This window comes from Halomonas flagellata (assembly GCF_022487945.1).
In the GTDB taxonomy this organism is placed as follows: domain Bacteria; phylum Pseudomonadota; class Gammaproteobacteria; order Pseudomonadales; family Halomonadaceae; genus Halomonas; species Halomonas flagellata.
On sequence record NZ_JAKVPY010000025.1, the window covers coordinates 33,334 to 57,405 of the forward strand.

At 69.1% G+C, this 24,072-nt stretch carries 22 protein-coding genes; 11 read left to right on the forward strand and 11 right to left on the reverse strand.

All coding sequences use genetic code 11. The annotated features are described in order from the left end of the window. Window positions 1–122: 122 nt before the first annotated feature. The 3 genes from MKP05_RS17525 to MKP05_RS21825 all read right to left on the reverse strand — a co-directional run bounded on the left by MKP05_RS17525 (window position 123) and on the right by MKP05_RS21825 (window position 2,878). The gene (locus tag MKP05_RS17525; protein ID WP_240569466.1) at window positions 123–1,028 is read right to left on the reverse strand and encodes a ribose-phosphate diphosphokinase; all 906 of its coding nucleotides are present in this window, start codon (window positions 1,026–1,028) and stop codon (window positions 123–125) included. Continuing rightward, on the reverse strand, window positions 1,028–2,602 hold the full coding sequence (locus tag MKP05_RS17530; RefSeq protein WP_240569467.1) for a thymidine phosphorylase family protein: 1,575 nt from the start codon (window positions 2,600–2,602) through the stop codon (window positions 1,028–1,030). The genes MKP05_RS17525 and MKP05_RS17530 overlap by 1 nt, the downstream gene beginning before the upstream one ends. A 153-nt stretch (window positions 2,603–2,755) precedes the next feature. Then, complete coding sequence (locus MKP05_RS21825; protein ID WP_276316663.1) at window positions 2,756–2,878, reverse strand: hypothetical protein; 123 nt, start codon at window positions 2,876–2,878, stop codon at window positions 2,756–2,758. Between the two features lie 91 nt (window positions 2,879–2,969). Here MKP05_RS21825 and MKP05_RS17535 point away from each other — a divergent pair, with 91 nt between their 5' ends. Beyond that, entirely contained in the window at window positions 2,970–3,902 is a 933-nt protein-coding gene (locus tag MKP05_RS17535; RefSeq protein ID WP_240569468.1) for a 2-dehydropantoate 2-reductase, read from the forward strand. 49 nt (window positions 3,903–3,951) lie between these two features. Here the strand turns inward: MKP05_RS17535 and MKP05_RS17540 are convergent, their stop codons facing one another. Then, entirely contained in the window at window positions 3,952–4,428 is a 477-nt protein-coding gene (locus MKP05_RS17540) for a YbhB/YbcL family Raf kinase inhibitor-like protein (protein ID WP_110282017.1), read from the reverse strand. A gap of 86 nt (window positions 4,429–4,514) precedes the next feature. Between MKP05_RS17540 and MKP05_RS17545 the strand changes: the two genes are divergently transcribed. Both MKP05_RS17545 and MKP05_RS17550 read left to right on the forward strand, forming a co-directional pair. After that, window positions 4,515–4,976, forward strand: coding sequence for a flavodoxin family protein (locus tag MKP05_RS17545; protein ID WP_240569469.1), 462 nt, complete (start codon window positions 4,515–4,517; stop codon window positions 4,974–4,976). A gap of 166 nt (window positions 4,977–5,142) precedes the next feature. After that, window positions 5,143–6,225: a TAXI family TRAP transporter solute-binding subunit gene (locus tag MKP05_RS17550; RefSeq protein WP_240569470.1), complete on the forward strand. Its 1,083-nt coding sequence runs from the start codon at window positions 5,143–5,145 to the stop codon at window positions 6,223–6,225. Between the two features lie 91 nt (window positions 6,226–6,316). On the opposite strand, the gene fadA is transcribed toward MKP05_RS17550, so the two are convergent. After that, entirely contained in the window at window positions 6,317–7,495 is a 1,179-nt protein-coding gene (gene fadA, locus MKP05_RS17555; RefSeq protein WP_240569471.1) for an acetyl-CoA C-acyltransferase FadA, read from the reverse strand. Window positions 7,496–7,521: 26 nt separating this feature from the next. After that, complete coding sequence (fadB, locus tag MKP05_RS17560; RefSeq protein WP_240569472.1) at window positions 7,522–9,699, reverse strand: fatty acid oxidation complex subunit alpha FadB; 2,178 nt, start codon at window positions 9,697–9,699, stop codon at window positions 7,522–7,524. Between the two features lie 190 nt (window positions 9,700–9,889). Here fadB and MKP05_RS17565 point away from each other — a divergent pair, with 190 nt between their 5' ends. Further along, complete coding sequence (locus MKP05_RS17565; protein ID WP_240569473.1) at window positions 9,890–11,239, forward strand: DUF5924 family protein; 1,350 nt, start codon at window positions 9,890–9,892, stop codon at window positions 11,237–11,239. 65 nt (window positions 11,240–11,304) lie between these two features. After that, window positions 11,305–11,748: a transcriptional regulator SlyA gene (slyA, locus tag MKP05_RS17570; protein WP_240569474.1), complete on the forward strand. Its 444-nt coding sequence runs from the start codon at window positions 11,305–11,307 to the stop codon at window positions 11,746–11,748. Window positions 11,749–11,754: 6 nt separating this feature from the next. On the opposite strand, the gene MKP05_RS17575 is transcribed toward slyA, so the two are convergent. After that, the gene (locus MKP05_RS17575) at window positions 11,755–12,285 is read right to left on the reverse strand and encodes a preprotein translocase subunit YajC (protein ID WP_240569475.1); all 531 of its coding nucleotides are present in this window, start codon (window positions 12,283–12,285) and stop codon (window positions 11,755–11,757) included. 118 nt (window positions 12,286–12,403) lie between these two features. Between MKP05_RS17575 and MKP05_RS17580 the strand changes: the two genes are divergently transcribed. Continuing rightward, window positions 12,404–12,859 carry a universal stress protein gene (locus tag MKP05_RS17580; RefSeq protein WP_240569476.1) on the forward strand — a complete coding sequence of 152 codons (456 nt, stop codon included), beginning with the start codon at window positions 12,404–12,406 and terminating at the stop codon, window positions 12,857–12,859. Window positions 12,860–13,050: 191 nt separating this feature from the next. Here the strand turns inward: MKP05_RS17580 and MKP05_RS17585 are convergent, their stop codons facing one another. Beyond that, complete coding sequence (locus tag MKP05_RS17585; RefSeq protein ID WP_240569477.1) at window positions 13,051–14,979, reverse strand: ATP-binding cassette domain-containing protein; 1,929 nt, start codon at window positions 14,977–14,979, stop codon at window positions 13,051–13,053. Between the two features lie 146 nt (window positions 14,980–15,125). On the opposite strand from MKP05_RS17585, the gene MKP05_RS17590 reads away from it, so the two are divergent. Together MKP05_RS17590 and MKP05_RS17595 are read left to right on the forward strand one after the other, a co-directional pair. Beyond that, on the forward strand, window positions 15,126–16,013 hold the full coding sequence (locus MKP05_RS17590) for a TatD family hydrolase (protein ID WP_240569478.1): 888 nt from the start codon (window positions 15,126–15,128) through the stop codon (window positions 16,011–16,013). Window position 16,014: 1 nt separating this feature from the next. Next, the gene (locus MKP05_RS17595) at window positions 16,015–16,494 is read left to right on the forward strand and encodes a hypothetical protein (RefSeq protein ID WP_110282028.1); all 480 of its coding nucleotides are present in this window, start codon (window positions 16,015–16,017) and stop codon (window positions 16,492–16,494) included. A 4-nt stretch (window positions 16,495–16,498) separates the two neighbouring features. On the opposite strand, the gene MKP05_RS17600 is transcribed toward MKP05_RS17595, so the two are convergent. Further along, window positions 16,499–17,539, reverse strand: coding sequence for an ACP S-malonyltransferase (locus MKP05_RS17600; RefSeq protein WP_240569479.1), 1,041 nt, complete (start codon window positions 17,537–17,539; stop codon window positions 16,499–16,501). Continuing rightward, entirely contained in the window at window positions 17,536–19,839 is a 2,304-nt protein-coding gene (locus MKP05_RS17605; RefSeq protein ID WP_240569480.1) for a thiamine pyrophosphate-dependent enzyme, read from the reverse strand. The genes MKP05_RS17600 and MKP05_RS17605 overlap by 4 nt, the downstream gene beginning before the upstream one ends. A 101-nt stretch (window positions 19,840–19,940) precedes the next feature. Between MKP05_RS17605 and MKP05_RS17610 the strand changes: the two genes are divergently transcribed. Beyond that, entirely contained in the window at window positions 19,941–20,804 is an 864-nt protein-coding gene (locus MKP05_RS17610) for a LysR family transcriptional regulator (protein ID WP_240569481.1), read from the forward strand. Here MKP05_RS17610 and MKP05_RS17615 read toward each other — a convergent pair. After that, window positions 20,759–21,337: an elongation factor P hydroxylase gene (locus tag MKP05_RS17615; protein ID WP_240569482.1), complete on the reverse strand. Its 579-nt coding sequence runs from the start codon at window positions 21,335–21,337 to the stop codon at window positions 20,759–20,761. The two genes, MKP05_RS17610 and MKP05_RS17615, sit on opposite strands and share 46 nt — an antisense overlap. A gap of 149 nt (window positions 21,338–21,486) precedes the next feature. On the opposite strand from MKP05_RS17615, the gene MKP05_RS17620 reads away from it, so the two are divergent. After that, on the forward strand, window positions 21,487–22,935 hold the full coding sequence (locus MKP05_RS17620; protein WP_240569483.1) for an MATE family efflux transporter: 1,449 nt from the start codon (window positions 21,487–21,489) through the stop codon (window positions 22,933–22,935). Then, on the forward strand, window positions 22,907–23,980 hold the full coding sequence (locus MKP05_RS17625; RefSeq protein WP_240569484.1) for a DUF3080 family protein: 1,074 nt from the start codon (window positions 22,907–22,909) through the stop codon (window positions 23,978–23,980). The genes MKP05_RS17620 and MKP05_RS17625 overlap by 29 nt, the downstream gene beginning before the upstream one ends. Window positions 23,981–24,072 lie beyond the last annotated feature (92 nt).

Sequence of the window (24,072 nt, forward strand, 5' to 3'; positions counted from 1 at the left end):
GGTCGCGCCAGCCCTCGGCGATCTCCGCCTTGCTGTGGCTGACCAAGTTCCATCAGCGCAGGATCCCCTCACCCAGTGGCTCGCCGCCCCCCCCATGGCCTCGCAAGGCGGGAGTCGCATGGTCACCCGATTTTCCTCCGCACCTGGTCCAACGCCTCGGTCAGCACCGGCGCCATGGCGATGGCGTTGCTCTCGTGGGCGATGCAGTCGGTGCTCCAGATCTCGCCGACGCCGGCGGCCTTGATCACCGCCAGCGCATCGCCGGCGAAGAGCGCATGGGTGATGGCCACATCGACCGAGGCGGCGCCGGCGGCGAGGACTTGCTCGGCGGCGCGGGCGAGCGTGTGGCCGGAGCTGGCGACGTCGTCCATCAGCACCACCCGGCGGTCGGAAAGGTCCAGGTCGGGAAGCTGGATCTCCACCTCCCAGTCGCCGTGGCGCACCTTGCGGCATACGCCGAAGTCGAAGCCGGTGACCTCGGCGGCACCCTGCACCCACTGCCGCGCCTCCTCGTCGGGGCCGAGCAGCAGCGCCTCGCGGCGTTTCCTGGCGATCAGCTCGGCCAGGCGTGGTGCGCCGGAGAGCGCGATGGCGTGCTCGATGGGGATCGCCTGGTCGAGGCGATCGATGCGGTGCAGGTGCGGATCCACGGTGATCACGGCGTCGAACAGCTCGGCGAGAAAGCCGCCGATGATAGTCTGGCTGACGATCTCGCCGGGGTGGAAGGCGATGTCCTGGCGCATGTAGGCCAGGTATGGCGCCACCAGCACCAGGCGTGTCACGCCCTGCTGCCGGGCATGGCGGGCGAGCAGCAGCAGCTCGATCAGCTTGTCGTTGGGGCGGTCGAGGCTGCGGTAGATCACCAGGGTGTCGGGAAAGGTGCCGGCCTCGGCGAAGGGAAGCCGGAGTTTGAGCTCCTCGTCGGGGAAGCGGTGGCGGTCGACGGCATGGGCGGCCAGGCCGGCGGTCTCGGCCAGGCGGGTGGCGGGGGCCGCCTCGTCGGGGAAATGGAGCAGTGCAATGGTCATCAGAACTCCACGTTCAAACGGGTGATCTCGTCGGCGCGTCCGAGGGTGACGCCGCTGTCGCGCTCGCTGGACCGGTGGGCGAAGGCAAGCTCGTTGCGGTAGGCGGCATGCACGCGGTAGAGCGGCTGGCCGGCCCCTACCGTATCGCCGATGCGCACGAACGCATCGACCCCGGCACCGGCGGCCATGGGGGCGCCGGCCAGGTGGGCGATGCGCGCCAGCTTGAGGTTATCGATGGCGGTGACCACGCCGGCCGCGGGCGCCACGACCTCGAAGCTCTGGGGCGCCAGCGGCGGGTCGTCCGGGTCGAAGGGCTTCTCGCCCTGGGCGCGGATGATCGCCTGCATCTTCTCGAGTGCCCGGCCGGAGTCGAGGATGTCCCGGGCGATGCCGAAGCCGTCGCCGCCGCGCACGTCGGGGTCGAACTCCAGCATCCGCCCGGCCAGGCGCAACGACTTCTGGCGCAGGTCCATGGGCGCCTCGGGGTGGTTGGCGAGCACGCGCATCACGTCGCGGGCCTCGAGCACCGGGCCGATGCCACGGCCGATGGGCTGGCTGCCGTCGGTGATCACCACGTCCAGGGTCAGCCCCAGGCACTTGGCGACGAACTCGAACAGCCGGCGCAGCTGCCGGGCCTCGGGCATCGAGCGCACCTTGGCGTGGGGCCCCACGGGGATATCGAGCAGCAAATGGGTGGAGCCGGCGGCGGCCTTCTTGGAGAGGATGGAGGCGACCATCTGGCCGGGCGAGTCGATGGCGAGCGGCCGCTCCACCGAGATCAACACGTCGTCGGCGGGCGAGAGCTGGCTGGTGCCTCCCCAGGCCAGGCAGCCACGATGGGTGCGCACGATATCGCCCAGGTCATCGAAGGGCAGGTCCACCCTGGCCAGCACCTCCATGGTGTCGGCGGTGCCCGAGGGCGAGGTGATCGCCCGCGACGAGGTCTTGGGGCAGAGCAGGCCATGGGCGGCGACGATGGGCACCACCAGCATGGAGGTACGGTTGCCGGGAATGCCGCCGATGCAGTGCTTGTCGACCACCGGGTGTTCGTGCCAGTCGAGCCGGCGTCCGACGCGACTCATGGCGTCGCTGAGGTAGAACACCTCCTCGCGGTCGAGCTCGCCACGGTTGCAGGCGACCACGAAGGCGGTCAATTCGATCTTGGAGTAACGCAGCTCGGCGATGTCGTGGATGATGTCGCGGAAGTCATCCCGGGAGAGACGCTCGCCGACGAGCTTGCGATGCAGGGCGGGAATCGAGGCCGGCGGCTCGGCCTGGGAGACGCTGACCGGCTGGCCCTCCCCCGCCCCCAGCGAGGCGTAGGCGTCCTCCGAGAGACCGAGCTGGTCGCAACCGACGATGGCGGTGTCATCCACCACGTTGAGGCTCGCCAGGATGCGCTGGCCGTTGGCGCGCACCTCGACCTTGGAGAGCGCCTGGAAGCCCTCGGCACGATACAGCGCGCAGTCGCGGTGCAGGTAGGCGACGTTCTCGCGGTAGGTGTCGATGCCCACGCGCTTCAGCTTGAGCGGCGAGAGGGTATCGTCCAGCGCGTCGGGGCGGGTCTTCTTCATGGCGCCTTCCATGCAGCAGGAGCCGGCGCGCCGGCCGACCCCCTGTCACGTGTGTGACGGATGGCTCCATCCTAGCAGTGCCCCGATAAGGCGTCATTTGATCGGGCGCAAGAGCGCCCGGCTCGTCCCCTGCCGAGGCGAAGGCGCGGTCTCTCAGACCTCGCGGCCCAGCAGGGCCTTGTCGAACGGGTAGCGCGAGAAGTCGAAGTAGTAGCCATCTCGCTGGTTCGCTGCCGGCCACACCACTTTGGAGTTGCGCAGGAAGTAGCCGAGCATGTTGCGCGACCCGGTGCGAGACGCCGCCTTGGGCGTTAGGCTGGCTGAACAGACATGAAACCCGACAGGACAGGACAGGACAGGACAGGACATGAGATTCGCGATCATGGGCAGCGGTGGCGTCGGCGGCTATTTCGGCGCACGCCTGGCCGCGGCCGGCGAGGAGGTCACCTTCATCGCCCGCGGTGAGCATCTGGCGGCCATCCGCCGCGACGGACTGAAGGTCTCGAGTATCAAGGGTGACGTCACCATTGCCCCGGCCAGCGCCACCGATGACCCCGCAGCCGTGGGCGTGGTGGACTGCGTACTGGTCGCGGTGAAGGCATGGCAGGTGCATGAGGCCGCCGAGGCGATTCGTCCCATGGTCGGCCCCGAGACCCTGGTGGTGCCACTGGAGAACGGCGTCGAGGCGGCCGACATCCTGGCCGGGGTGCTGGGCAAGGGGCCGGTGCTCGACGGCCTGTGCGGCATCCTCGCCTGGCGTGAGAGTCCGGGTCATATCCGCCATGCCGGAGTCGATCCCTTCGTGCGCTTCGGCGAACGTGACAACCGGGCGAGCGAGCGCACCGCCCGGCTCAAGGCCGCCTTCGACAGGGCCGAGGGGGTGAGCGCCGAGGTCCCCGACGACATCCAGACGAGCGTGTGGAGCAAGTTCCTGTTCATCTGCGCCATGAGTGGCATCGGCAGCATCAGCCGCGCGACGATCGGCGAGACCCGCACCCTGTCCGAGACCCGCGCGCTGATCGAACGGATACTGGCCGAGATCGAGGCCGTGGCCCGGGCCTGCGGGGTGGCGCTGCCGGGCGACGCCGTGGCCCGGGCGATGCAGTTCATCGACGCCCTGCCTCCCGAAAGCACCGCCTCCATGCAGCGTGACATCATGGCCGGTCGGCCCTCCGAGCTGGAGTCCCAGAACGGCGCCGTGGTGAGGCTTGGACTGCAGTACGGCGTGGCCACCCCGGTCAATGCGGTGATCTACGCCGCTCTGCTGCCCCAGGAGAGAAAGGCCCGGGAGAACGCATGACGCTCCGCCGTGACGGGAAGGCCGCGTCACGGCGGGGGAGATCGGCCTCCTAGCCGCGCCGATAGGTTCCCACCAACCGGTTCATGCCCAGCAGGTGAGGCTCGACCTGCTTGAGCAGCTCGGCCAGCGACAGCCCTTCCGGCAGATCGGTGGCCTTGTCCAGGGCCAGCACCCAGAAGTAGTACTGGTGCACGCCGTGACCCTCCGGGGGCATGGGGCCACCGTAACTGGACTTGCCGAAGTCGTTCAGGCCACTGGTGCCTGCCGTGGTGCCCTCCTCCAGTGAGGTGGTCGATGCCGGCAGGTTGTAGAGCACCCAGTGCACGAAGCCGTAGCTGCCGTTCTGCACCAGGGGGGCATCCGGGTCATGGCAGATCACCGCGAAACCCTTGGTGCCCTCCGGTGCATCGCGCCAGGCCAATGCCGGCGAGACATCCTCGCCCTCGCCGGTGTGCTTCACCGGGATCGCGCCCTGCGCCTTGAAGGCGGAGCTTTCCAGTTGCATGGTCGAAAGTGCAAAGGCCATGACGATCAACCTCCTTGCTCGTTGAGTTGGCGGATTACGTGGGCGGGACGCCTCAGCGTCGGAGAAAGAGGATAGACTGTCAAATCATGAAACGCCTGCTGATCGTGGCCCATGCGCCCTCCCCCAATACGCTCAGGCTGCGCGAGGCCGCCGAGCGCGGCGCCCGCCACCCGGACATCGAGGCCGTCGAGGTGGTGGTCAAGCCACCGCTCGAGGCGGGACCCGGCGACGTGCGCGCCTGCGACGCCATCCTGATGGGCACTACCGAGAACCTCGGCTACATGAGCGGCGCCCTGAAGGACTTCTTCGACCGCAGCTACTACCCGGTGCTGGAGGAGAAGCAGGGGCTGCCCTGCGCGCTCTACATTCGCGCCGGCCGTGACGGCACCGGCACCCGCCGGGCGGTGGAGAGCATCGTTACCGGGCTGCGCTGGCGATGGGCACAGGAGCCGCTCATCCTGCGCGGCGAGTGGCAGGAGGGATTCGCCGACCAGGTCGAGGAGCTCGGCCTCTACCTCGCCGCCGGGCTCGACAGCGGGATCCTGTAAGGCATCCCCCCGTCGAGTAGCGGGTGTGCCAGGTGGCCGGAGAGCGGCACCGTGCGGGGCAGGCGGCTATGCTTGGCTTGAGCGAGGTCATTCGGCTTCGCGCACCTTCCCTGACGGCACGCACGCCGCCGCCCGGCGGGCCGATGACCTCAACGGAGGGACGCCCATGCACACCGACAGAACAACACCGCCGTGCGCCCCTGCTCGTCTCGCCCGGGCAAGCTGCCTGGCGAGCCTGCTGGCCGGGCTGCTGATACCGGGAGGCGGCTTCGCCGAGGAGGAGCGCATCATCATCGGCACGGCGAGTTCGGCCGGTGTCTACCATGTCACCGGACGCGCCATCTGTCGGCTTCTCGAGCCCCCCTGCACCGCCCGGATCAGCGACGGCTCGGCCGCGAACCTCCAGGCGGTGCGCGAGGGCGAGGTGACCGTCGCCCTGGCCCAGTCGGACCTCCAGCATTATGCCGTTTCGGGCATCGAGGGGTTCAGCGATGTCGGGCCGGACGACTCGCTGCGGTCGCTCTTCTCGGTCCATGGCGAACCCTTCACCCTGGTGGTCCGCCGCGACAGCGGCATCCGGGAGTTCGACGACCTGCGACAGCGTGCCGTCAATGTCGGCAACCCCGGCTCGGGCCAGCGCGGTACCATGATGAAACTGCTCGAGACCAGGGGCTGGACCCTCGATGACTTCAGCCTGGCCAACGACCTGCCCGCCGACCAGCAGTCGCTGGAGCTGTGCCACGGCAACGTCGATGCCATGGTCTATACGGTGGGGCATCCCAACGATTCGGTGGCACAGGCGATCCGGCTCTGCGACGCGGCCATCATCGACGTGGGTGGCGAGGCGGTCGACCGACTGGTCGAGGAGACCCCCTACTTCACCCGGGCCACGATTCCCGCCGGCATCTACGCTCCCGACCAGCCGGCCGTCGAGACCTTCGGCGTGAGGGCCACCCTGGTCGCCTCGGCGGAGACCGACCCCGAGACCATCCATACCATCGTCGCGGCGGTCTTCGACGATCTCGATCACTTCAAGTCCTTCCATCCGGCCTATGGCGAACTGACGGTCGAGTCGATGATCCGGGAAGGACTCACGGCCCCGCTGCACGAGGGCGCCCTGCGCTACTACCGGGAGCGCGGCTGGATCGAGGGCGACGAGGATGAGGACGACACGCCCGACGAGAGCGAGGATACCGCGGAAGAGACGGCGCCCGACGAGCCGGACGACGGGGGCGAGGGCACCGACTGAGCGGCGAAATGGCCTGCCACCAACGACGACGGCACCCCGCGAGGTGCCGTCGTCGTTCAGGGTCCTGCTACAGCCCGGTGTCGCCCTGCAGCTACTTCAGCCGCTCGAAGACGGTGGCCACGCCCTGCCCCATGCCGATGCACATGGTGGCCAGACCAAGGGTGGTGTCACGCTGCTGCATCACGTTGAGCAGGGTGGTGCAGATGCGTGCCCCGGAGCAGCCCAGCGGGTGGCCCAGGGCGATGGCACCGCCGTTGAGGTTGACCTTGTCGTCCAGGGCATCGAGGAACCCGAGGTCCTTGAGCACCGGTATCCCCTGGGCGGCGAAGGCCTCGTTGAGCTCCACGGTCTGGATGTCGTCGCTGGTCAAACCCGCCGTCTTGAGCGCCGTCATCGAGGCCGGCACCGGGCCGTAGCCCATGATCGAGGGATCGCAGCCGGCCACCCCGGTGGAGAGCACCCGGGCGATGGGGGTGAGGCCCAGGGCCAGGGCGCGCTCGTGGCTCATCACCGCCATGCCGGCGGCACCCACGGAGAGCGCCGAGGAGGTACCGGCGGTGACGGTGCCCCCCCGCGGGTCGAAGACCGGCTTGAGCTCGGCCATCTTCTCCAGGCTGGCATCGGCGCGGATCACCTCGTCGCGGTCGACCCGCACCTTGAAGCCGCGCTGGTCGTGGCCCTCGATGCCGATGATCTCGTTGTCGAAGTAACCCTTCTCCATGGCGGCCTGGGCGCGCTGGTGGGAGCGCACGCCGAACCGATCCTGCTCCTCGCGGGTGACGCCGTGCATCTTGCCCAGCAGCTCGGCGGTCAGGCCCATCATCATGGCGGCCTTGGCGGTGTGCTTGCTGACCGCCGGGTTGACGTCGGCGCCGTGCATCATGGAGACGTGCTCCATGTGCTCGACGCCACCGATGATGTAGAAATCGCCCATGCCGGCCTTGATGTTGGCCGCGGCGATATGCAGCGCACTCATCGAGGAGCCGCACAGGCGGTTGACGGTCTGGGCCGGCACGCTGCTCGGGATTCCGGTCATGACCGCGGCGTTGCGGGCGATGTTGTAGCCCTGCTCGAGGGTCTGGTTGACGCACCCCCAGATCACGTCGTCGACCTCGGCCGGGTCGAGGCCCGGGTTGCGCTCGAATAGCGCCTGCATGACGGCGGCGGAGAGGTTCTCGGCGCGCACGTGGCGGAAGGCACCGTTCTTCGCCTTGGCCATGGCGGTACGCACGGCGTCGACCACCACGATGTCTCTCGGATTCAAATTCATTCTTCCATCTCCTGTTCGTGGTGGGTTCAGCCCTGGGTCTTGGTGGAATAGAAGCGCTCGCCGGCCTGGGCCATCTGGCGCAGCCTGTCGGTGGGGGCGTAGAGCGGTCCCAGTTCCTCGGCCAGCCCCTCGGCCCGTTCGACGAACGCCGCCACGCCCATGGCGTCGATGTAGCGCAGTGCGCCACCGCGGAACGGCGGGAAGCCGATGCCGTAGATCAGCGCCATATCGGCTTCTGCGGCGCTGCCCACGATGCCATCCTCGAGGCAACGCACCGTCTCCAGGCACAGCGGCACCATCATGCGGGCGATGATCTCCTCGTCGCTGAACTCGCGGCTCTCCTTGGCCACGCCCTTGACCAGCGCGATGGCGGCCTCGTCGCTGACCTTCCGCGGCTTGCCCTTCCTGTCTTCCTCATAGGCGTAGAAGCCCTTGTCGTTCTTCTGGCCCAGGCGCTCCTTCTCGACCATCAGTTGGATGACACTCTTGCCACCCTCGCCGCCCATGCTGGCCATGCGCTCAGGGAAGCCTTCGGCCATCACCTCGCCCGCGTGCACCGCGGTGTCCATGCCGACCACGTCGAGCAGGTAGGCGGGGCCCATGGGCCAGCCGAATTTCTCCATCACCTTGTCGACGCGCTGGAAGTCGGCGCCCTGCTCGACCAGTTGGCTGAAGCCGCCGAAGTAGGGGAAGAGCACGCGATTGACCAGGAACCCCGGGCAGTCGTTGACCACGATGGGCGTCTTGCCCATGGCGCGGGCGTAGGCCACGGTGGCCGCTACGGCGGCGTCACCGGTCTTCTCGCCGCGGATCACCTCGACCAACGGCATGCGGTGCACCGGGTTGAAGAAATGCATGCCGCAGAAGTTCTCCGGGCGCTCGAGGTTCCTGGCCAGGCGAGTGATCGAGATCGTCGAGGTGTTGGAGGTGAGGATGGTCCCCTCGCCGACCACGCCTTCCACCTCGGTGAGCACCGCCTCCTTGACCTTGGGGTTCTCGACCACCGCCTCGACCACCAGGTCGACGCTGCCGAAGTCGCCATAGGAGAGGGTCGGGCGGATGTTGGTGAGCCGCTCGGCCATCTGCTCGGTAGTCAGCTTGCCCCGTTCGACCTGCTTGGCGAACAGCTTGCGGGCCTCCCTGAGCCCCAGCTCGATGGCCTCGCCCTTGATGTCCTTCATCAGGATCGGCGTGCCCTTGGAGGCGCTCTGGTAGGCGATGCCGCCGCCCATGATGCCGGCGCCCAGCACCGCGCTCTGCTTGACGGCTTGGGCCTGCTTCTCATACTTGCCGGCCTTCTTCTTGACCAGCTGGTCGTTGAGGAAGAGCCCCACCAGGTTGTAGCAGACCTCGGTCAGGGCCAGCTTGGCGAAGGCCTTGGCCTCGATCGCCTGGGCGCGGCCGCGCGCCTCGCCGGCGCCCTTCTGAATCACCTTGATCGCTTCGATAGGTGCCGGGTAGTGCGGGCCCGCCTTGCCGGCCACATAGCCCTTGGCGGTCTCGAAGGCCATCATCTGCTCAATGGGACCCAGCTTCAGCGGGCCGGTCTTCTCCTCCCGGCGGGCCAGGTAGTCGAGATCGCCGGCTTTGGCCCGGACCAGGATGTCCAGCGCCGCCGCCTCGAGTTCCTCGCCCGGCACCACGACGTCCACGGCGCCCATCTTCAGGGCGTCGGCCGCCTTGTTCTCGCTGCCGCCGGCGATCCACTCGATGGCGTTGTCGGCGCCGATCAGGCGCGGCAGGCGCACGCAGCCGCCCCAGCCCGGCAGGATGCCCAGCTTGGTCTCGGGCAGGCCGATCTTCGCGCCCTCGGCCATCACGCGGAAGTCGGTGGCCAGGGCCACCTCGCAGCCGCCACCCAGCGCCAGGCCGTTGATGGCGGTGACGGTGGGGAACGGCAGGTCCTCGATGGCGTTGAAGATGCCATGCACCCGCTCGAGCATGGCCTCGATCTGGTCCTCTCCCTGCTCGAACATGCCATGGAACTCGGTGATGTCGGCGCCGACGATGAAGACGTCCTTGGCACTGCCGATCACCAGCCCCGCGAGGCCGCTCTCGGCCTGGAGCGCCTCGACCACCTCTTCCAGCTCGGCGATCACCGCGCTGGAGAGCTTGTTGATGGACTCGTCCTTCAGATCGAAGGTGAGCGTGGCGATGTCGTCGCCGCTGCGCGCCACCGAGATGGCCTTGCCTTGATAGATCATCCGCGAATCTCCACGATTTCATACGGTCGTTTGAATGCGCACAGCTTGGTCCACTCCGACGGCGACGTCAAGCCCCCGCTCTCCTTGCCCCGCCCGCCACGACGACCCGCGACGATATGACAGGTCCCCGTCGCCCGGACCAAGCTGGTAGGATCCGAGTCTGGTTCTGTTCAGGGTAGTCGACACCCCCATGCCTCCTCCCTCCGGTTCTTCCCCGGCCCCCACCAGCCTCGACTCACCGCGGCTGCACCGGCTGCATGAACGCATCGAGCGGTTGATCGAGCATATTCGTCCCTGGAGTTGGCTGTGGCCGCCGATCGCCTTCGCCGCCGGCCTTGGTAGCTTCTTCCTGGTCGACCGCCAGCAGTGGCTGGGAGCGCTGCTCGCCCTGGGGATGCTGCTGGCCTGGTTGCTGCTGCTCTCGGAGAGCCTGATCGGCCGCCTCATGGCCCGCCGCGGCTACCCCACCCTGCCCCGCGGGGTCACCACCTTCATCGCCCAGATGATCCACCAGGAGACCCTGTTCTTCTGCCTACCGTTCCTGCTGGCCACCACCGTCTGGGCCAGCGGCCAGGCGCTGTTCACCCTGCTGTTACTGGCCATGGCGGTACTCTCGATTCTCGACCCCCTCTATTACAAGCTGGCCGATCGCCAGCGCTGGCTCTACTTCGCCTTCCACGCCCAATGCGTCTTCCTGGTGGTGCTGGTGACCCTGCCGACCCTGCTGCATCTGAGCACCGGGCAGAGCCTCAAGCTGGCGCTGGCCGCCATGCTGCTCTTCAGCCTGCCGAGCCTGCTGCACCTGTTCCGTCCCCGTCGGCCTCGCGGCTGGCTGGCGTTGCTCGCCCTCGTGGGCATGCTGGCCACCCTGGCCTGGGCCGGCCGGGTCTGGGTGCCGCCGGCGAACCTCTGGATCACCGCCACGGCACTCTCGCCCGGCTTCGACACCGATGCCCGCGAGCCCCGCGACAGCCTGCGCCTGACCCCCCGCGCGCTGCAGGCCTCCGGCCTCTATGCCTACACGGCGATCCGCGCACCGCGCGGGTTGCGCGAGGAGGTCTTCCACGTCTGGCGGCACGAGGGCGAGGCGATCGACCGGATCCCGCTGGTGATCGAGGGCGGGCGCGAACAGGGCTACCGGGCCTGGAGTCACAAGCAGAACTTCCCCGAGCACGTGGCGGGCCGCTGGCGTATCGACGTGATGACCGACAGCGGCCAGCGCATCGGCGTGCTGCGCTTCACGGTGAACGAAAAGAGCGGGACCCTGGCCGACGGACGCATCCAGTCGCCCCCGGGGCTGCCCGGGCTCGACTGGCGCCGGCTGATACCGGGCCAAGGGCAGGCGGCTTCGGAAGCGGACGACGCCCCGCGGGAAGGACGCAGCACCGAGGAGACGGATCGGGACGAGACCGAGGGTGACGCCGCACCGGCGGAGGGTCGTGAAGAGGCTGCCGAGCGTCGTGCCGGGGAGGAAGCCAGCGAGGCAGACGCCGCGGCCCGGGCGGCCGACGAGGACGATCCGGCGGCAGACGAACGGTAAGCGTGCTTGCATTGCACGCTGGGTCTACGGACAATCCAGCGAAGCCAACCGGAACCCAGAGTCCCATGCATCAGAACATCGGCTTACAGCTGACCCGAGTCCCGCGTCTGTGGCGCGCCGTCATCGATCAACGTCTGGCCCCCCTGGGGCTGACCCAGACCCGTTGGGTCACTCTCTACACCCTGTGGCGACTCGGCGACGGCCAGCCCCAGTGCGACCTGGCCCGCGCCATCGGGGTCGAGGCCCCGTCGCTGGTGCGCACCCTGGACCAGCTCTCCGAGCAGGGGCTGATCGCGCGCCAGCCCTGCGACCAGGACCGCCGCACCAAGCGTGTCTACCTCACCCCCGAAGCCACGCCTCTTCTCGAGCGCATCGATGCGGTGGTGACCCAGGCCCGTACCGAGATGCTGGCCGGGCTCAGCGACGAGGACGTGGAGCAGCTCGCCGGCCTGCTCTCGCGCATCGAGGACAACGGCCTGGCCATCCAGGCCCGCGAAGCGGGCGACTGAAGCCCGTCACGTCCGGCGATCGACGGAAACGTCCGACATCCCGGGATCGTCGGGGCGCCCGGCCAGGCCGTCGCGCAGGGCCGTGAAGTCCTCCAGGTAGGTGGCGAAACGCGAAAAGTCCTGGGACTCCCACCACCAGAGGGTCAGGGCGCGGTGATTCGACTCGATCACCAGGGCATCCCGGGGCAGTCGCGACAGCAGCCCCTTGAAGCGCTCCTCGAGGGCCTCGGGCAGTGGCCGCAACGGCTCCTTTCGCCAGCGCCAGCCGTGGGCATAGGGCTTGAGCGAGTCGGCGGACTCGCTGTCACGCACCAGCACGAAGTCCGGGCCGGGCCGTTCCTGGGGATAGTGCCAGCGGTAGGCCGGCATGGCGGTTCGGGTGTCGTGCAGCGGCGGCGTTTCCAGCTTGATCGAGAGGCCGGTCTTCATCGCTTCGCTGCGCAGGTCGGCGACCCGTCGCTGGCGCGGGCTCGGCCTGAGCCACATCACCGGCGAAACCACCAGCATCAGAACGAACAGTATGATCAGCCAGGTCATGCTCTCTCCCGAATGGCGCTTGATGCGCAAATCTTGATGCAAGTCGTTGTCGTGGTTCGTCAGGCGTCCTAGAGTGGAAGCATCACCAGTTGCTGGACGTCTGCCGGAGATCCACACCATGAGCAACGAGTATCGTCACGTCCTGGTCGCCGTCGACCTGACCAAGGACTCCCACAAGGTACTGGAACGCGCCGTACAGATCGCCGAACGCAACCAGGCCAAGCTCTCGATCATGCACACCCTCGAGCCGCTGGGCTTCGCCTATGGCGGCGACATCCCCATGGATCTCACCAGCATCCAGGATCAGCTCGACGAGCACGCCAAGCAGCGCCTGGCCGAGATCGCCGACCCCCACGTGGCCAGAGAGGACCAGCACGTCCTGGTGGGCATGCCCGACACCGAGATCCACCGTTTTGCCGAGGAACAGGGGGTCGACCTGATCGTGGTCGGCTCCCACGGCCGCCATGGCTTCGCCCTGCTGCTGGGCTCCACCTCCACCGGCGTGCTGCACGGTGCCCAGTGCGACGTGCTGGCCGTGCGGGTGGGCAAGAAGGGCGAAGAGAGCGCCGAGTAGCCTCATTCTTTCCGAGTATCAGTCACATCATCCTTTAGAAAGCGAAGGATTCGCGTCACGAGCGAAGGTAGGCGGACCGCCGCCGGAGCGCAGCCACCGGAGTGTAGCCTGCTACATGAGGACGGCGAGCACCGCCGGCGGTCAGCTTTTTTTCATCAAGAGCCCGAGCGCAGTAGCGAATCATCGCTTTCTCACTCGCCGGCGGCCATCGCCTCCAACTCCATCCACCGCTCCATGGCGGCATCCAGCTCGGCCTGCCGGTCACTCAGTGCCTGCAGGATCGCAGTGACGCTGTCGGCATCCTGCTGGTAGAACGACGGCTCCCCCACCCGGGCCTCGAACACGGCCACCTCGGCTTCGAGCCGCTCGATCTCGGCCGGCAGGCCGTCGAGCTCGCGCTGCAGCTTGTAGGAGAGCTTGGCCGGCTTCCTCACCGCCGTCGCCTTCGGGGCCGGCTTCGCCTGTCCGGCCATCTCCTCGGTGGTCCGGGCCGGCTCGGCCCCCTGGCGCGCCGCGCCCTCCCAGGGGGCCGGGGGCAGCTTGCCGCCCTGGCGCACCCAGTCGCTGTAGCCGCCCACGTACTCGCTTACCCGCCCCTCCCCCTCGAAGGCCAGCACGCTGGTCACCACGTTGTCCATGAAGGCGCGGTCATGGGAGACCAGCAGCAGGGTGCCGTCGAAGTCGAGCAGCAGCTCCTCGAGCAGCTCCAGTGTCTCGACGTCGAGGTCGTTGGTCGGCTCGTCGAGCACCAGCACGTTGGCCGGCTGGGTGAACAGCTTGGCCAGCAGCAGGCGGTTCGATTCGCCGCCGGAGAGTGCCTTGACCGGCTGGCGCACCCGCTCCGGGGTGAACAGGAAGTCCTGCAGGTAGCTCATCACGTGGCGGTCCCGGCCCCCCACCGTGACCCGGTCGCTGCCCTGGGCCACGTTGTCGTAGACGCTCTTCTCGGGCTCGAGCCCCGCACGCAGCTGGTCGAAGTAGGCCACCTGCAGCTTGGTGCCGAACTGCACCTGGCCCTCGGTGGGCTCGAGCTCGCCGAGCAGGATCTTCAGCAGGGTGGTCTTGCCGGCACCGTTGCGGCCGATGAAGCCGATGCGGTCGCCACGCTGGATCTCCAGGCTGAGGTCGCGGATCACCACCTCATCGCCGAAATACCGGGAGACGCCCTTCAGCTCGACCACCCGCTTGCCGGTGCGCTCGCCGCTGTCCACCGACAGATTGGCCTTGCCCTGGCGCTCGCGACGCTCGCTGCGTTCGCGGCGCAGCTGCTCCAGCGCCCGCACACGCCCCTCGTTGCGGGTGCGCCGGGCCTTGATGCCCTGGCGGATCCACGCCTCCTCCTGGGCCAGCTTCTTGTCGAACTCGGCGTTCTCGCGGGCCTCGACCTCCAGCTCATGGGTCTTCTGTTCCTGGTATTTCGCGTAGTCGCCGGGGTAACGCCCCAGCCGCCCGCGGTCGAGCTCGAGGATCGCCGTGGCCAGCTTCGACAGGAAGGTCCGGTCGTGGGTGATGAACAGCACCGCCCCGTTGAAGGCGGCGAGCTGCTCTTCCAGCCAGGCGATGGTGTCGAGGTCCAGGTGGTTGGTCGGCTCGTCGAGCAGCAGCAGGTCGGGCTCGGCGACCAGCGCCCGGGCCAGCGCCACGCGGCGCCGCCAGCCACCGGAGAGCGCGGCCATCTCGGCGTCGGCCGGCAGGCCGAGGCGGGTCAGCACCACGTCGATGCGCTGGTGGAAGGTCCAGCCGTCGATGGCCTCGAGCCGGGTCTGAAGCTGCTCCATGCGACGCATGTCCGGGTCGGCCTCGTGAATCAGGTGATGATACTCGGACAACAGCTTGCCGGCCTCGGGCAGCCCCTCGGCGACCGCGTCGAAGATGGTCTGGCCGGTGGCCTCGGGCAGGTCCTGGGCGAGCACGCCGATCTTCAGCCCCGGCGCGCGCCAGATGCTGCCGCCGTCGGGAAGGATCTCGCCGGCGACCAGCTTGAGCAGGGTCGACTTGCCGGTGCCGTTGCGCCCCACCAGCGCGAGGCGCTCGCCCTTCTCCAGCACCAGGTCGGCGCCGTCGAGCAGCACATGGGTACCATAGGACAGTTGCAGCCGTTCCAGACGTAGCAGGGTCACTCGCTCACCTCATCGCATTCCGAAGGCGGCTAGTGTAACGCATGGCCGGCTCGAGGTGATCCCGGTCGCGTGTCCCGGGCCCCGATCCCGAGTACAATGCGGCGCGCCCGGATTGCTCCGGCCTTCAAGACCAGAGGAGTTCCGCCTTGGTGGATCCGACCGAGACCTTCGACGATTTCCTGCCCGAGGCGCTGCGGCTGCGCTCGCCGGCGCCGCTGGTGGACATCGGTGCCAACCTGACCCACGCCAGCTTTTCCCGTGACCTCGAGGCGGTACTGGCTCGCGCCCGGGCGGCCAACGTCACCACCCTGATCCTCACCGGCACCGACCGGGAGCATGCCGAGCAGGCGGTGGAGCTCGCCCGCCGCCTTCCCGGCCTGTACGCCACCGCGGGGGTACACCCCCATGACGCCAGCCGCTGGGACGCCGCGCTGGCGCGGGCCATGGGGGCGCTGCATCGCCTACCCGAGGTGGTGGCGGTGGGCGAGTGCGGCCTGGATTTCAATCGCAACTTCTCCACCCCCGCCGAGCAGGAGCGTGCCTTCGAGGCCCAACTGGACCTGGCGGCGCAGAGCGGCAAGCCGCTGTTCCTCCACGAGCGGGATGCCGGCCGGCGCATGCGCGAGATGCTGCACGCCTGGCGCGACGACCTCGCCGATGCCGTGGTGCACTGTTTCACGGCGGACCGCGACACCCTCTACGGCTACCTCGATCTCGACCTGCACATCGGCCTCACCGGCTGGCTCTGCGACGAGCGCCGGGGCCATCATCTGCGCGAGCTCGTCGGCGAGATCCCACTGAACCGTCTGATGGTGGAAACCGATTGTCCCTACCTGCTGCCGCGCAATTTACCTGCCAAACTCAAGGGTAGACGTCACGAGCCGGCATTGTTGCCGTGGATCGTGCGGGAAATCGCCCACTGGCGAGGCATCGCGGAACTCGAGATGGCCCGCGCCGCCACGGCCACCACCCGGGCCTTCTTCCGCCTGCCGGCCGACCGGGCACAACAAGACGCTCAACCCGAGGAGCAATGACATGGACGAGGTTCCCGGCTTCATCGCCGTGGAGACCGGCGACGACGGCGGCCTGCCGCTGGCCGTCGCCTGGACGCTGCGCGATGGACGCATCAAGCACACCCTGATCCAGCCCGATGACGACTGGCTGAACGAGGAACTGGTTTCGCTGGGCGGGTACAGTCTCGAGGAGCTCAACAGCATCGGCGTGAGCCCGCTGGACGTGATCCGTGAGCTGGAGAACGACCACTTCAGCGAGACGCTCTACACCGCCGGTGTCGGTGACGACGAGGCCGCGCTCTCGCGACTCTTCGACACCTATGGCCTGGACCCCTTCGTCGAGCTGGCCCCGGCGGAGACCCTCTATGCCGCCCTGGACCCCGGCGACTGGTCGCGGGCCCGGGGCGAGCTGTTCGGCGAACTGGGGCTGGAGCCGCTGCGGCCGGAGCACGAGGTCGAGGTGATGCTGCTACTGCACCAACGCCTGGGGCTTCCCGACTAAGCGCCTAACCAACCACCAGGTTCCGCTGCGCCTCGATGCCCATGCTGATCAACAGCGGGTCCTCTGCCTGGCGGGCCTGGAAGGCCGCCTTGTCGTCCAGCCCCTGCCAGCCGAGCTGGATCAGTGCCTGGGCCGTGGCGCCGCCCAGGGTGGCACCGGGGCCGGGAATCACGATGCGGTCCGGCGCGAACTCGCGCACCCCGACGCGCAGCGCCGCGGTGAAGTCATAGGGCGCCACCAGCTGTTCGCCGAGGGTGTAGTCCCAGAGCGCCCGGGGGTCACAGCTCCAGGGCGTCCAGACATGGCCGCGACCGTCGACCAGCGGCACCCGCGGCGCCCGGAACGGGGCGGCGGTGAACCGCTCACGGGCGGCGTCCCTCACCTCCCGCTGCAGCGGGGTATGGAAGGCGGCATGCTGAGGCAGCCGCAAGGGGAAGCGCTCCCGCGGCGGCAGCGCCTCGCTCAGCGCGGCCAGCCCCGCCTCGTTGCCGCCGAACACCAGCATGCCGCCCAGCTCGATCGACAGGTAGAGCTCGCGCTCCTCCTCGCCGTGCAGCCGCCCGATCAGCGCCAGCAGCTCACGGCGCCGCGACCATTGCGGCCGCCACTGCTCGTCCACCCACGGGTAGAGCAGCTGACCGCCGATCAGGGCTTCCTGCATCATCAGCCCCATGCTGCCGATCAGCGTGAAGGCCTCCTCGTGCTCCAGGGCGCCCCCCGCCGCCAAGGCGATATACCACCCCATGGAGTTGCCGGTGACCGCGACGATCTCGTAGCGCCCGGGGTCGATGGCCAGCAGGTCGGCGAGGGCACAGGCGTGGATCAGCGGCGCGGCGTGCTCGCCTCGCCCGTGCAGGCTCTGGCGAAAGGGCATCTCGCCGTCCAGCTCGCTCAGGGTCGGCAGCCCCGCCTCGCGCCGCCGGGCGTCGAAGCGCGCCAGCCACTCGCTTCCGGCGGCGTGCCGGAGCAGGCTACCCCATTCGGTCTGGTTGTAGGTACCGCGTCCCGGACAGACGACCAGCAACCGTTCGCGCGTCCCGCTCATGCCTCATCGCTCCCTGCCAGTGTTCCCTGGGCCGCCTCGTCGGCAGCCCTTTCCTCCTTGCAACCGGACCTCACCAGGTGTCGCGCCCGCTCGGCGATCGCCTCGCTCGACGGCAGGGTCACGGTGGCGGCCCGGCCCAGCGGAATGAAGCTGTCCTCGGCGGTCAGGCGATGCAGGCGGCGGCTCTCCACGCCACGCTCGACCAGGGCGGTGACCAGTTCCTCGCTGATCGAGCCCGAGCGCCGGCACTCATCCACCACCAGGACCTGGTCGCAGTCGACCACCCGGTGATACACGGCGTCGTGGTCGATGGCGGTGAGCCAGCGCAGGTCGACGATGCGCGGGGCAATGCCTTCGGCCTCGAGCCGCGCGGCGGCCTGACGGGCGAGGTAGACCCCGTTGCCATAGGTGACGATGGCGAGCTCGTGCCCCTCGCCCCAACAGCCGAGCTCACCCACCGGCAGGCGATGTTCCGGCCCCGGGTCGGCGAAGCACCACCGCTGGTCGCCCTCCTCCAGCAGATCGCGATGGTGGTAGAGGGCGATGGGCTCGAGCAGGACCACGATGCGCTGCTCCTCGTCGGCCAGGCGCACCGCCTCCTGCAGCAGCCCCACGGCGTCGGCGGCATTGGACGGGCACGCCACCAGCAGGCCGGGGATGTCGCGCAGCACGGCGATGGCGTTGTCGTTGTGGAAGTGGCCGCCGAAGCCCTTCTGGTAGCCGAGCCCGGCGATGCGCACCACCATGGGGTTGGTGTATTGACCGTTGGAGAAGAAGCTCAGGGTGGCGGCCTCTCCGCGCAGCTGATCCTCGGCGTTGTGGAGGTAGGCGAGGAACTGGATCTCGAGGATCGGAACCAGGCCGTTGTGGCTCAGGCCGATACCGAGCCCCAGGATGCTCTGCTCGTCGAGCAGGGTGTCGATCACCCGATGGGGGCCGAACTGCGCCTGCAGCCGCTGGGTGACGCCGTAGACGCCGCCCTTGCGGCCGATGTCCTCGCCGGCCATCACCAGGTGCGGGTAGCTGGCCATCAGGCGCTGCAGCGCCTGGTTGAGCAGCTTGGCCATGGGTGCGGGCGTGGCGTCCACCACCTCCTCCCGGGGGCGGCGTCGACCGGGCCGGGGCGGCGGCACGATGCTCGCCATGACCTGCTCGGCGGTTGCCAGCCTGGGGCGGCGAATCGCCTCCTCGGCCACATGGGCGACGCGCTCGCCCACCGACCGATAGAGGGCCGCGATGGCATCGGTGTCGAGCACGCCATGTCGCTGCAGCAGGCCGGCGCTGACCAGCAGCGGGTCGCGGGCCTCGTCGGCCTTGATGCGCTGCGGCGTCATGTAGGCCTGCTGGGCATCGGAGCCGGCATGGCCGAACAGTCGCACGCAGCGCATGTGCAGGAACACCGGCTGCTTGCGGGTCCGGGCGATGCGCTCCGCCTCACGGGCGGCACGCCAGGTGTCGAGCAGGTCGAGGCCATCGCAGCTCAGGTAGTGGAAGCCGGGGCGTGCGCGCATGCCGGCCTCGATCCAGCCCCGGGGCGTCGAGGTCGAGATGCCGATGCCGTTGTCCTCGCAGATCATCACCAGCGGCATGGGCGTACCCTGGTAGGCCGCCCAGGCGGCGGCATTGAGCGCCCCCTGGGCGGTGGAGTGGTTGAAGGAGGCGTCGCCGAAGCTGCACAGCACCACGCTGTCGGCGGGCCACTCGCCGCCCCCGCCCAGGCGCCGCCACAGGCCGAGGCTGTAGGCGGCGCCCACCGCCTTGGGCAGGTGCGAGGCGATGGTGCTGGTCTGGGGGGGCACGTTGAGGGCACGGGACCCCAGCACCTTGTGCCGGCCGCCCGAGATGGGGTCATCGGCCGAGGCGGCGAAGCTCAGCAGCAGGTCCCACAGCGGTGTCTGCCCCGGCACGGCGCGGCTGCGCTGGATCAGGAAGGCGGCGTCACGGTAGTGCAGGAAGGCGGGATCGGTCGCCCGGAACGCCCGGGCGATGGCGGCGTTGCCCTCGTGGCCGGCGCTGCCGATGGTGTAGAAGGCCTCGCCCCGGGCCTGCAGCCGCCGGGCATGCAGGTCCAGGTGGCGACTCATGAGCTGGGACTCGAACAGCTCGGCCAGGGCGGTGGCACTCAGGCCGACATCGCCCAGCCGCCAGGACCGTTCGGGTCGGGGCCAGTCGCCGTCACGCAGGGCGGCGTAGAAGCGGTTCTCCTGGGGCAGGCGGTCCCGGGGCGGGCTGTGGTGAGGCGGGCTGTGATGGGGCGGGCTGTGATGGGGCGGGCTGTGATGGGGCAAAGGGGCGGCCACGATGAAAGACTCCCGTCGGCATGGTGTATTGCCTATAGCCTAGCGCGCGAGCCTGACAAAGGAATAATATCGATATCCTGCACCAGCTACAGGATAACCCTATGGATGTACGCAGCCTGCGCTACTTCATCGCCGCCTTCGAGGGCGGTTCGATCAGCGCCGCCGCCCGGCGCTGCCACGTGGCCCAGCCGTCGATCTCGGCGGCGCTGAGCCAACTGGAAGAGCGGCTCGGCACGACGCTGTTCGAACGTCACCGCCGCGGCATCACCCCCACCGAGGAGGGACAGCGGCTCTATCCGCTGGCACAGCAGGTCAGCGAGGACCTGCAGGCGATCACGCGGCTGTTTCGCCGCCCCTCGCCGACCATGCCGGTGCGCCTCGGGCTGATGCGCTCGCTGGGGGCCAGCCGCATGACGACGCTGCTCAAGGAGTACATCGGCCAGGGCGACAACCTGGCGCTGACCCTGGTCAATCCGGAGGAGCCCTGCGACGCCCGCATCATCGGCGAGCAGGAGCTGGCGCCCCAGGAGGCGTTTCAGCCGATCTGGTACGACCGCTACCGACTGGCCCTGCCCGGCGGGCACCCGCTGCTGCTGAAGGGCAGGATCACGCTCGACGACCTCGCGGAACTGCCCGTCATCTGGCGCCACCCCTGTGCCGCCATGGAGCGGCTGGCCGACGCCCTCAACGAGGCCGGCGTGCGCTGCCAGGTCAGGGCGCGACTGCGCACCATCGAGTACACCCTGGGGCTGGTGGCCGCCGGCATCGGCGCCTCCCTGGTGCCGGCCTGGCCGGAGATTCTCGCCCGCCACGACGTCCAGTGCCGCCCCCTCGAGGGCCTGGACATTCACCAGACCATCGGCGTGGCCTACCCGGCCCGCGGCGCCACCCCGGCCCTGGCGCCATTGCTGGCGCTGGGTCAGCAGGCCTGGGAAGCGAGGGGGCGGGCCGGTGTCGCCAGGTGACGGCGCCCCGCCTCGAGGGCCCTGGCCAGATCGAGGCCGCCGCGATAGAAGCCCTCGAGCGCCGTGCGGAAGGCCTCCGCCCGGGCCGGCAGGCCCTCGCGCTCATAGCGCGCCGCCCGCGCTTCGACCCGCGCACGGAAGGCGTCACGATCGACTGCCACCTCCCCGCCCAGGTTGTCGACGCTGACATGGAAGCGCAGCCCGCAGGCCTGCGAGAAGAGCAATTCCAGGGCCTGGGGCGCCACCTCGACGGCCTCGAAGCCCTGCTGTTCGGCGGCGTCGCGTCCGTCGGGCAGGTACCAGTAGCCGTAGTCCTCCAGCTCGCGCCGCCGGGCACCGGCGATGCACCAGTGACTGATCTCGTGGAGCGCGCTGGCGTAGAAGCCGCGGGCGAAGATCACCCGATGCCAGGGACAGGCAGCGTCGGCCGGCAGGTAGAGAGGCTCGTCGCCACCACGCACCAGCCGGGTTCCGAAGGGCTCCCGGAAGAGGCCGTCGAACAGCGTGATGACATCCTCGAGTCGATGGGTCACACAAGCTCCCTGTAGGCGGAATCGGGCCAGGAAAGCGGGCCATTATAGGGGTACGACGGCCGAGGCGAAAATTGGCAACGGCTGATAGACTAACCGGTTCGCCCCGCGGTGTCGGGGCCATCTCTCGACCCATGCCTGGAGCACTCCCCTTGGCCCAGTTTGCCTCCGACCTTCTGGCCGCCAGTCGCAAGGAAGCGCGACCCCTGATCCGCCTCGCCCTGCCCATCTGCGGCGCCCAGCTCGCCCAGGCCGGCATGAGCGTCGTCGACGTGATGATGACCGGCCGGTTGAGCGCCACCGACCTGGCCGCGGTATCCGTGGGCTCCAGCCTGTGGCTGCCGCTGATGCTGTTCATGACCGGCACCCTGATGGGGCTCACGCCCATCGTCGCCCAGCTGCTCGGGGGCGGACGCCTCGCCGGTATCCGCCCCAACGTCCACCAGGCGCTGTGGGTGGCCCTGGTGCTCGGCATCGCCGCCGCGGGGCTGCTGTGGTTCTCGGTGATGCCGATCTTTCGCCTGTTGGGCGTTCCCGGTGAGGTCGCCAGCGGCGCGGCCGCCTACCTCGCGGCGGTGGCCTTCGGCATGCCGGGGGTGGCGCTGTTCCAGGCGCTGCGCGCCTTCTCCGACGGCGTCAACCATACGCGACCGGCGCTGTGGATCAGTCTGATCGGGCTCGGCGTGAACATCCCCGGCAACTTCGTGCTGATCTATGGCGGGGCCGGCCTCAGTGGGCTGTTCGGCACCTGGCTGCCGGGCTGGGTGCAGGCGCTGCCGGCGCTCGGCGCCCTGGGCTGCGGCATCGCCACGGCGCTCTCCATGTGGGTGATGGGCCTGGCAATGAGCGCCTATACGCACAAGAGCCCCATCTACGGCGACATCGAGCTCTGGCACACGCCCACGCCGCCGCGCTGGCGCCTGATCGGCGAATTGCTCTACGTGGGCGTGCCGATCGGCGTGGCGATCTTCGTCGAGGTGACGCTGTTCACCCTGATCGCCCTGTTCATCGCCAGCCTCGGCGAAGTGACGGTGGCGGCCCACCAGGTGGCGCTGAACTACACCTCGATCCTGTTCATGCTCCCGCTGTCGCTGAGCATGGCGCTGACCGTGCGGGTGGGCAACACCCTGGGGCAGGGCCGGCCCGAGTTCGCCCGCCTGGTGGCCTGGAACGGCATCGTCATCAGCCTGCTGGTGGCGGGGCTCAACAGCCTGCTGCTGTGGCTCACCGCCGAACCGGTGATCGCGCTCTATACCCACGATGTGGCGGTGCAACGCCTGGCGCTTTCGCTGGTCATACTGGCCATGATCTTCCAGGTGTCGGATTCGCTGCAGGTGAACCTGGCCGGTGCCCTGCGCGGCTACAAGGACACCCGCGTGATCATGCTGATCACCCTGGTGGCCTACTGGCTGGTGGGGCTGGGGGGCGGGCACTGGCTCGGCACCCGGGGGCCGTTCGGCTGGACCGAGCCGCTCGGGGTGCACGGCTACTGGATCGGCCTGATCGCCGGGCTCAGCGTGGCGGCCCTGCTCCTCGGCGAGCGCCTGCGGCGAATGGGCAAGGCGGTGGCGCATGGGCGACTGGAACTCCCTCGGGACTGAGCGACGCACCCGCCACTGGCCATGGCTGGTGTTAGTGGCCGCCCTGCTGGTCGGCTGCGGTGGTAGCGCTGGCGGCGAGAGCGACACCCTGCTGACCGAGTACCAGCAACGCCTCGCCGCCAGCCTCGGGCTCGAGGCCCCCGCCCCCCGCTCACCCGACAATATCGGCAGTTTCCCCGACAAGCGCGAGCGCCTGCTCGAGATCCCCGAGACCCGCGACGGCATGCTCAACGTCTATGCCCTGCGCGAGTGTCATATCACCAGCCTGGTGGCCGGACGCAACAACCAGCTCGGCCGGGTGGCGCCCGCCAGCCAGCGCTGGCTCTATGAGCTGGAACTGTGGCGCCGCCTCGATGCCTGCTGGCGCAGCGAGGTGCCCGAGACCCTCGCCGAGAGCGACCGGGAGCGCCTGGCACGGCTCACCGAGGCCAAGACGGAGCAGTTGCCGCGGGTCAGCTGGAACGCCCTGTTCGACTCGAGCGAATGGGCCGGCAGCTTCTCCCGCGCCAGTTCGCCGCTCTCGCCGGCGGAGACCCGGCCCCATGACGACCAACTCGCCGCACTGGCCTACCTGCGCGACACCACCCTCCACCAGTTCGATCCCGGCTGGCAGCCCGACTCGGCGACCCTGGAAGGCCACCTCAAGACGCTGCGGACCCGGCCCTTCTCCGCCGAGCTGCTGCGCACCCTGCTGCTGGCCGAGCAGCGCCTGGAGGAGGCTTCCGAGTTGCTCGAGCATTCCCTGGAGCGTAGCTGTTCCCGCTTGTCGGGGTTCCCCGACGAACTTCACCAGTCGCCCGAACACGCACGACTGGAGGCCTGGCTCGCACGGCTCGAGAAGACCGCCAGGGGCTGGCTCGGTGCCATCGACGAACTGCTAGAGGCCCAGACCGAAGGGCCCGAGCCGGTCGCCGACTATCGCCGTCGCTGGCTCTCGCTGGAGGCCCCCGAGGCCCCCTTGCCGGCGTTCGACGCCGCCCGCGAGCGCCACGAGTCCCTGCGGGAGGAGCTCGCCCGTCGCTGCCGTTTGCCCCGAGGGGCTTAACCTGCGAGAGCGACTGTGCTATTGGTTGTGCAACGAGTGACGCAGTGCGCTACCGTCCGGCCCAAGGGCCTGCCGGGCTTGAGCGATCGTGG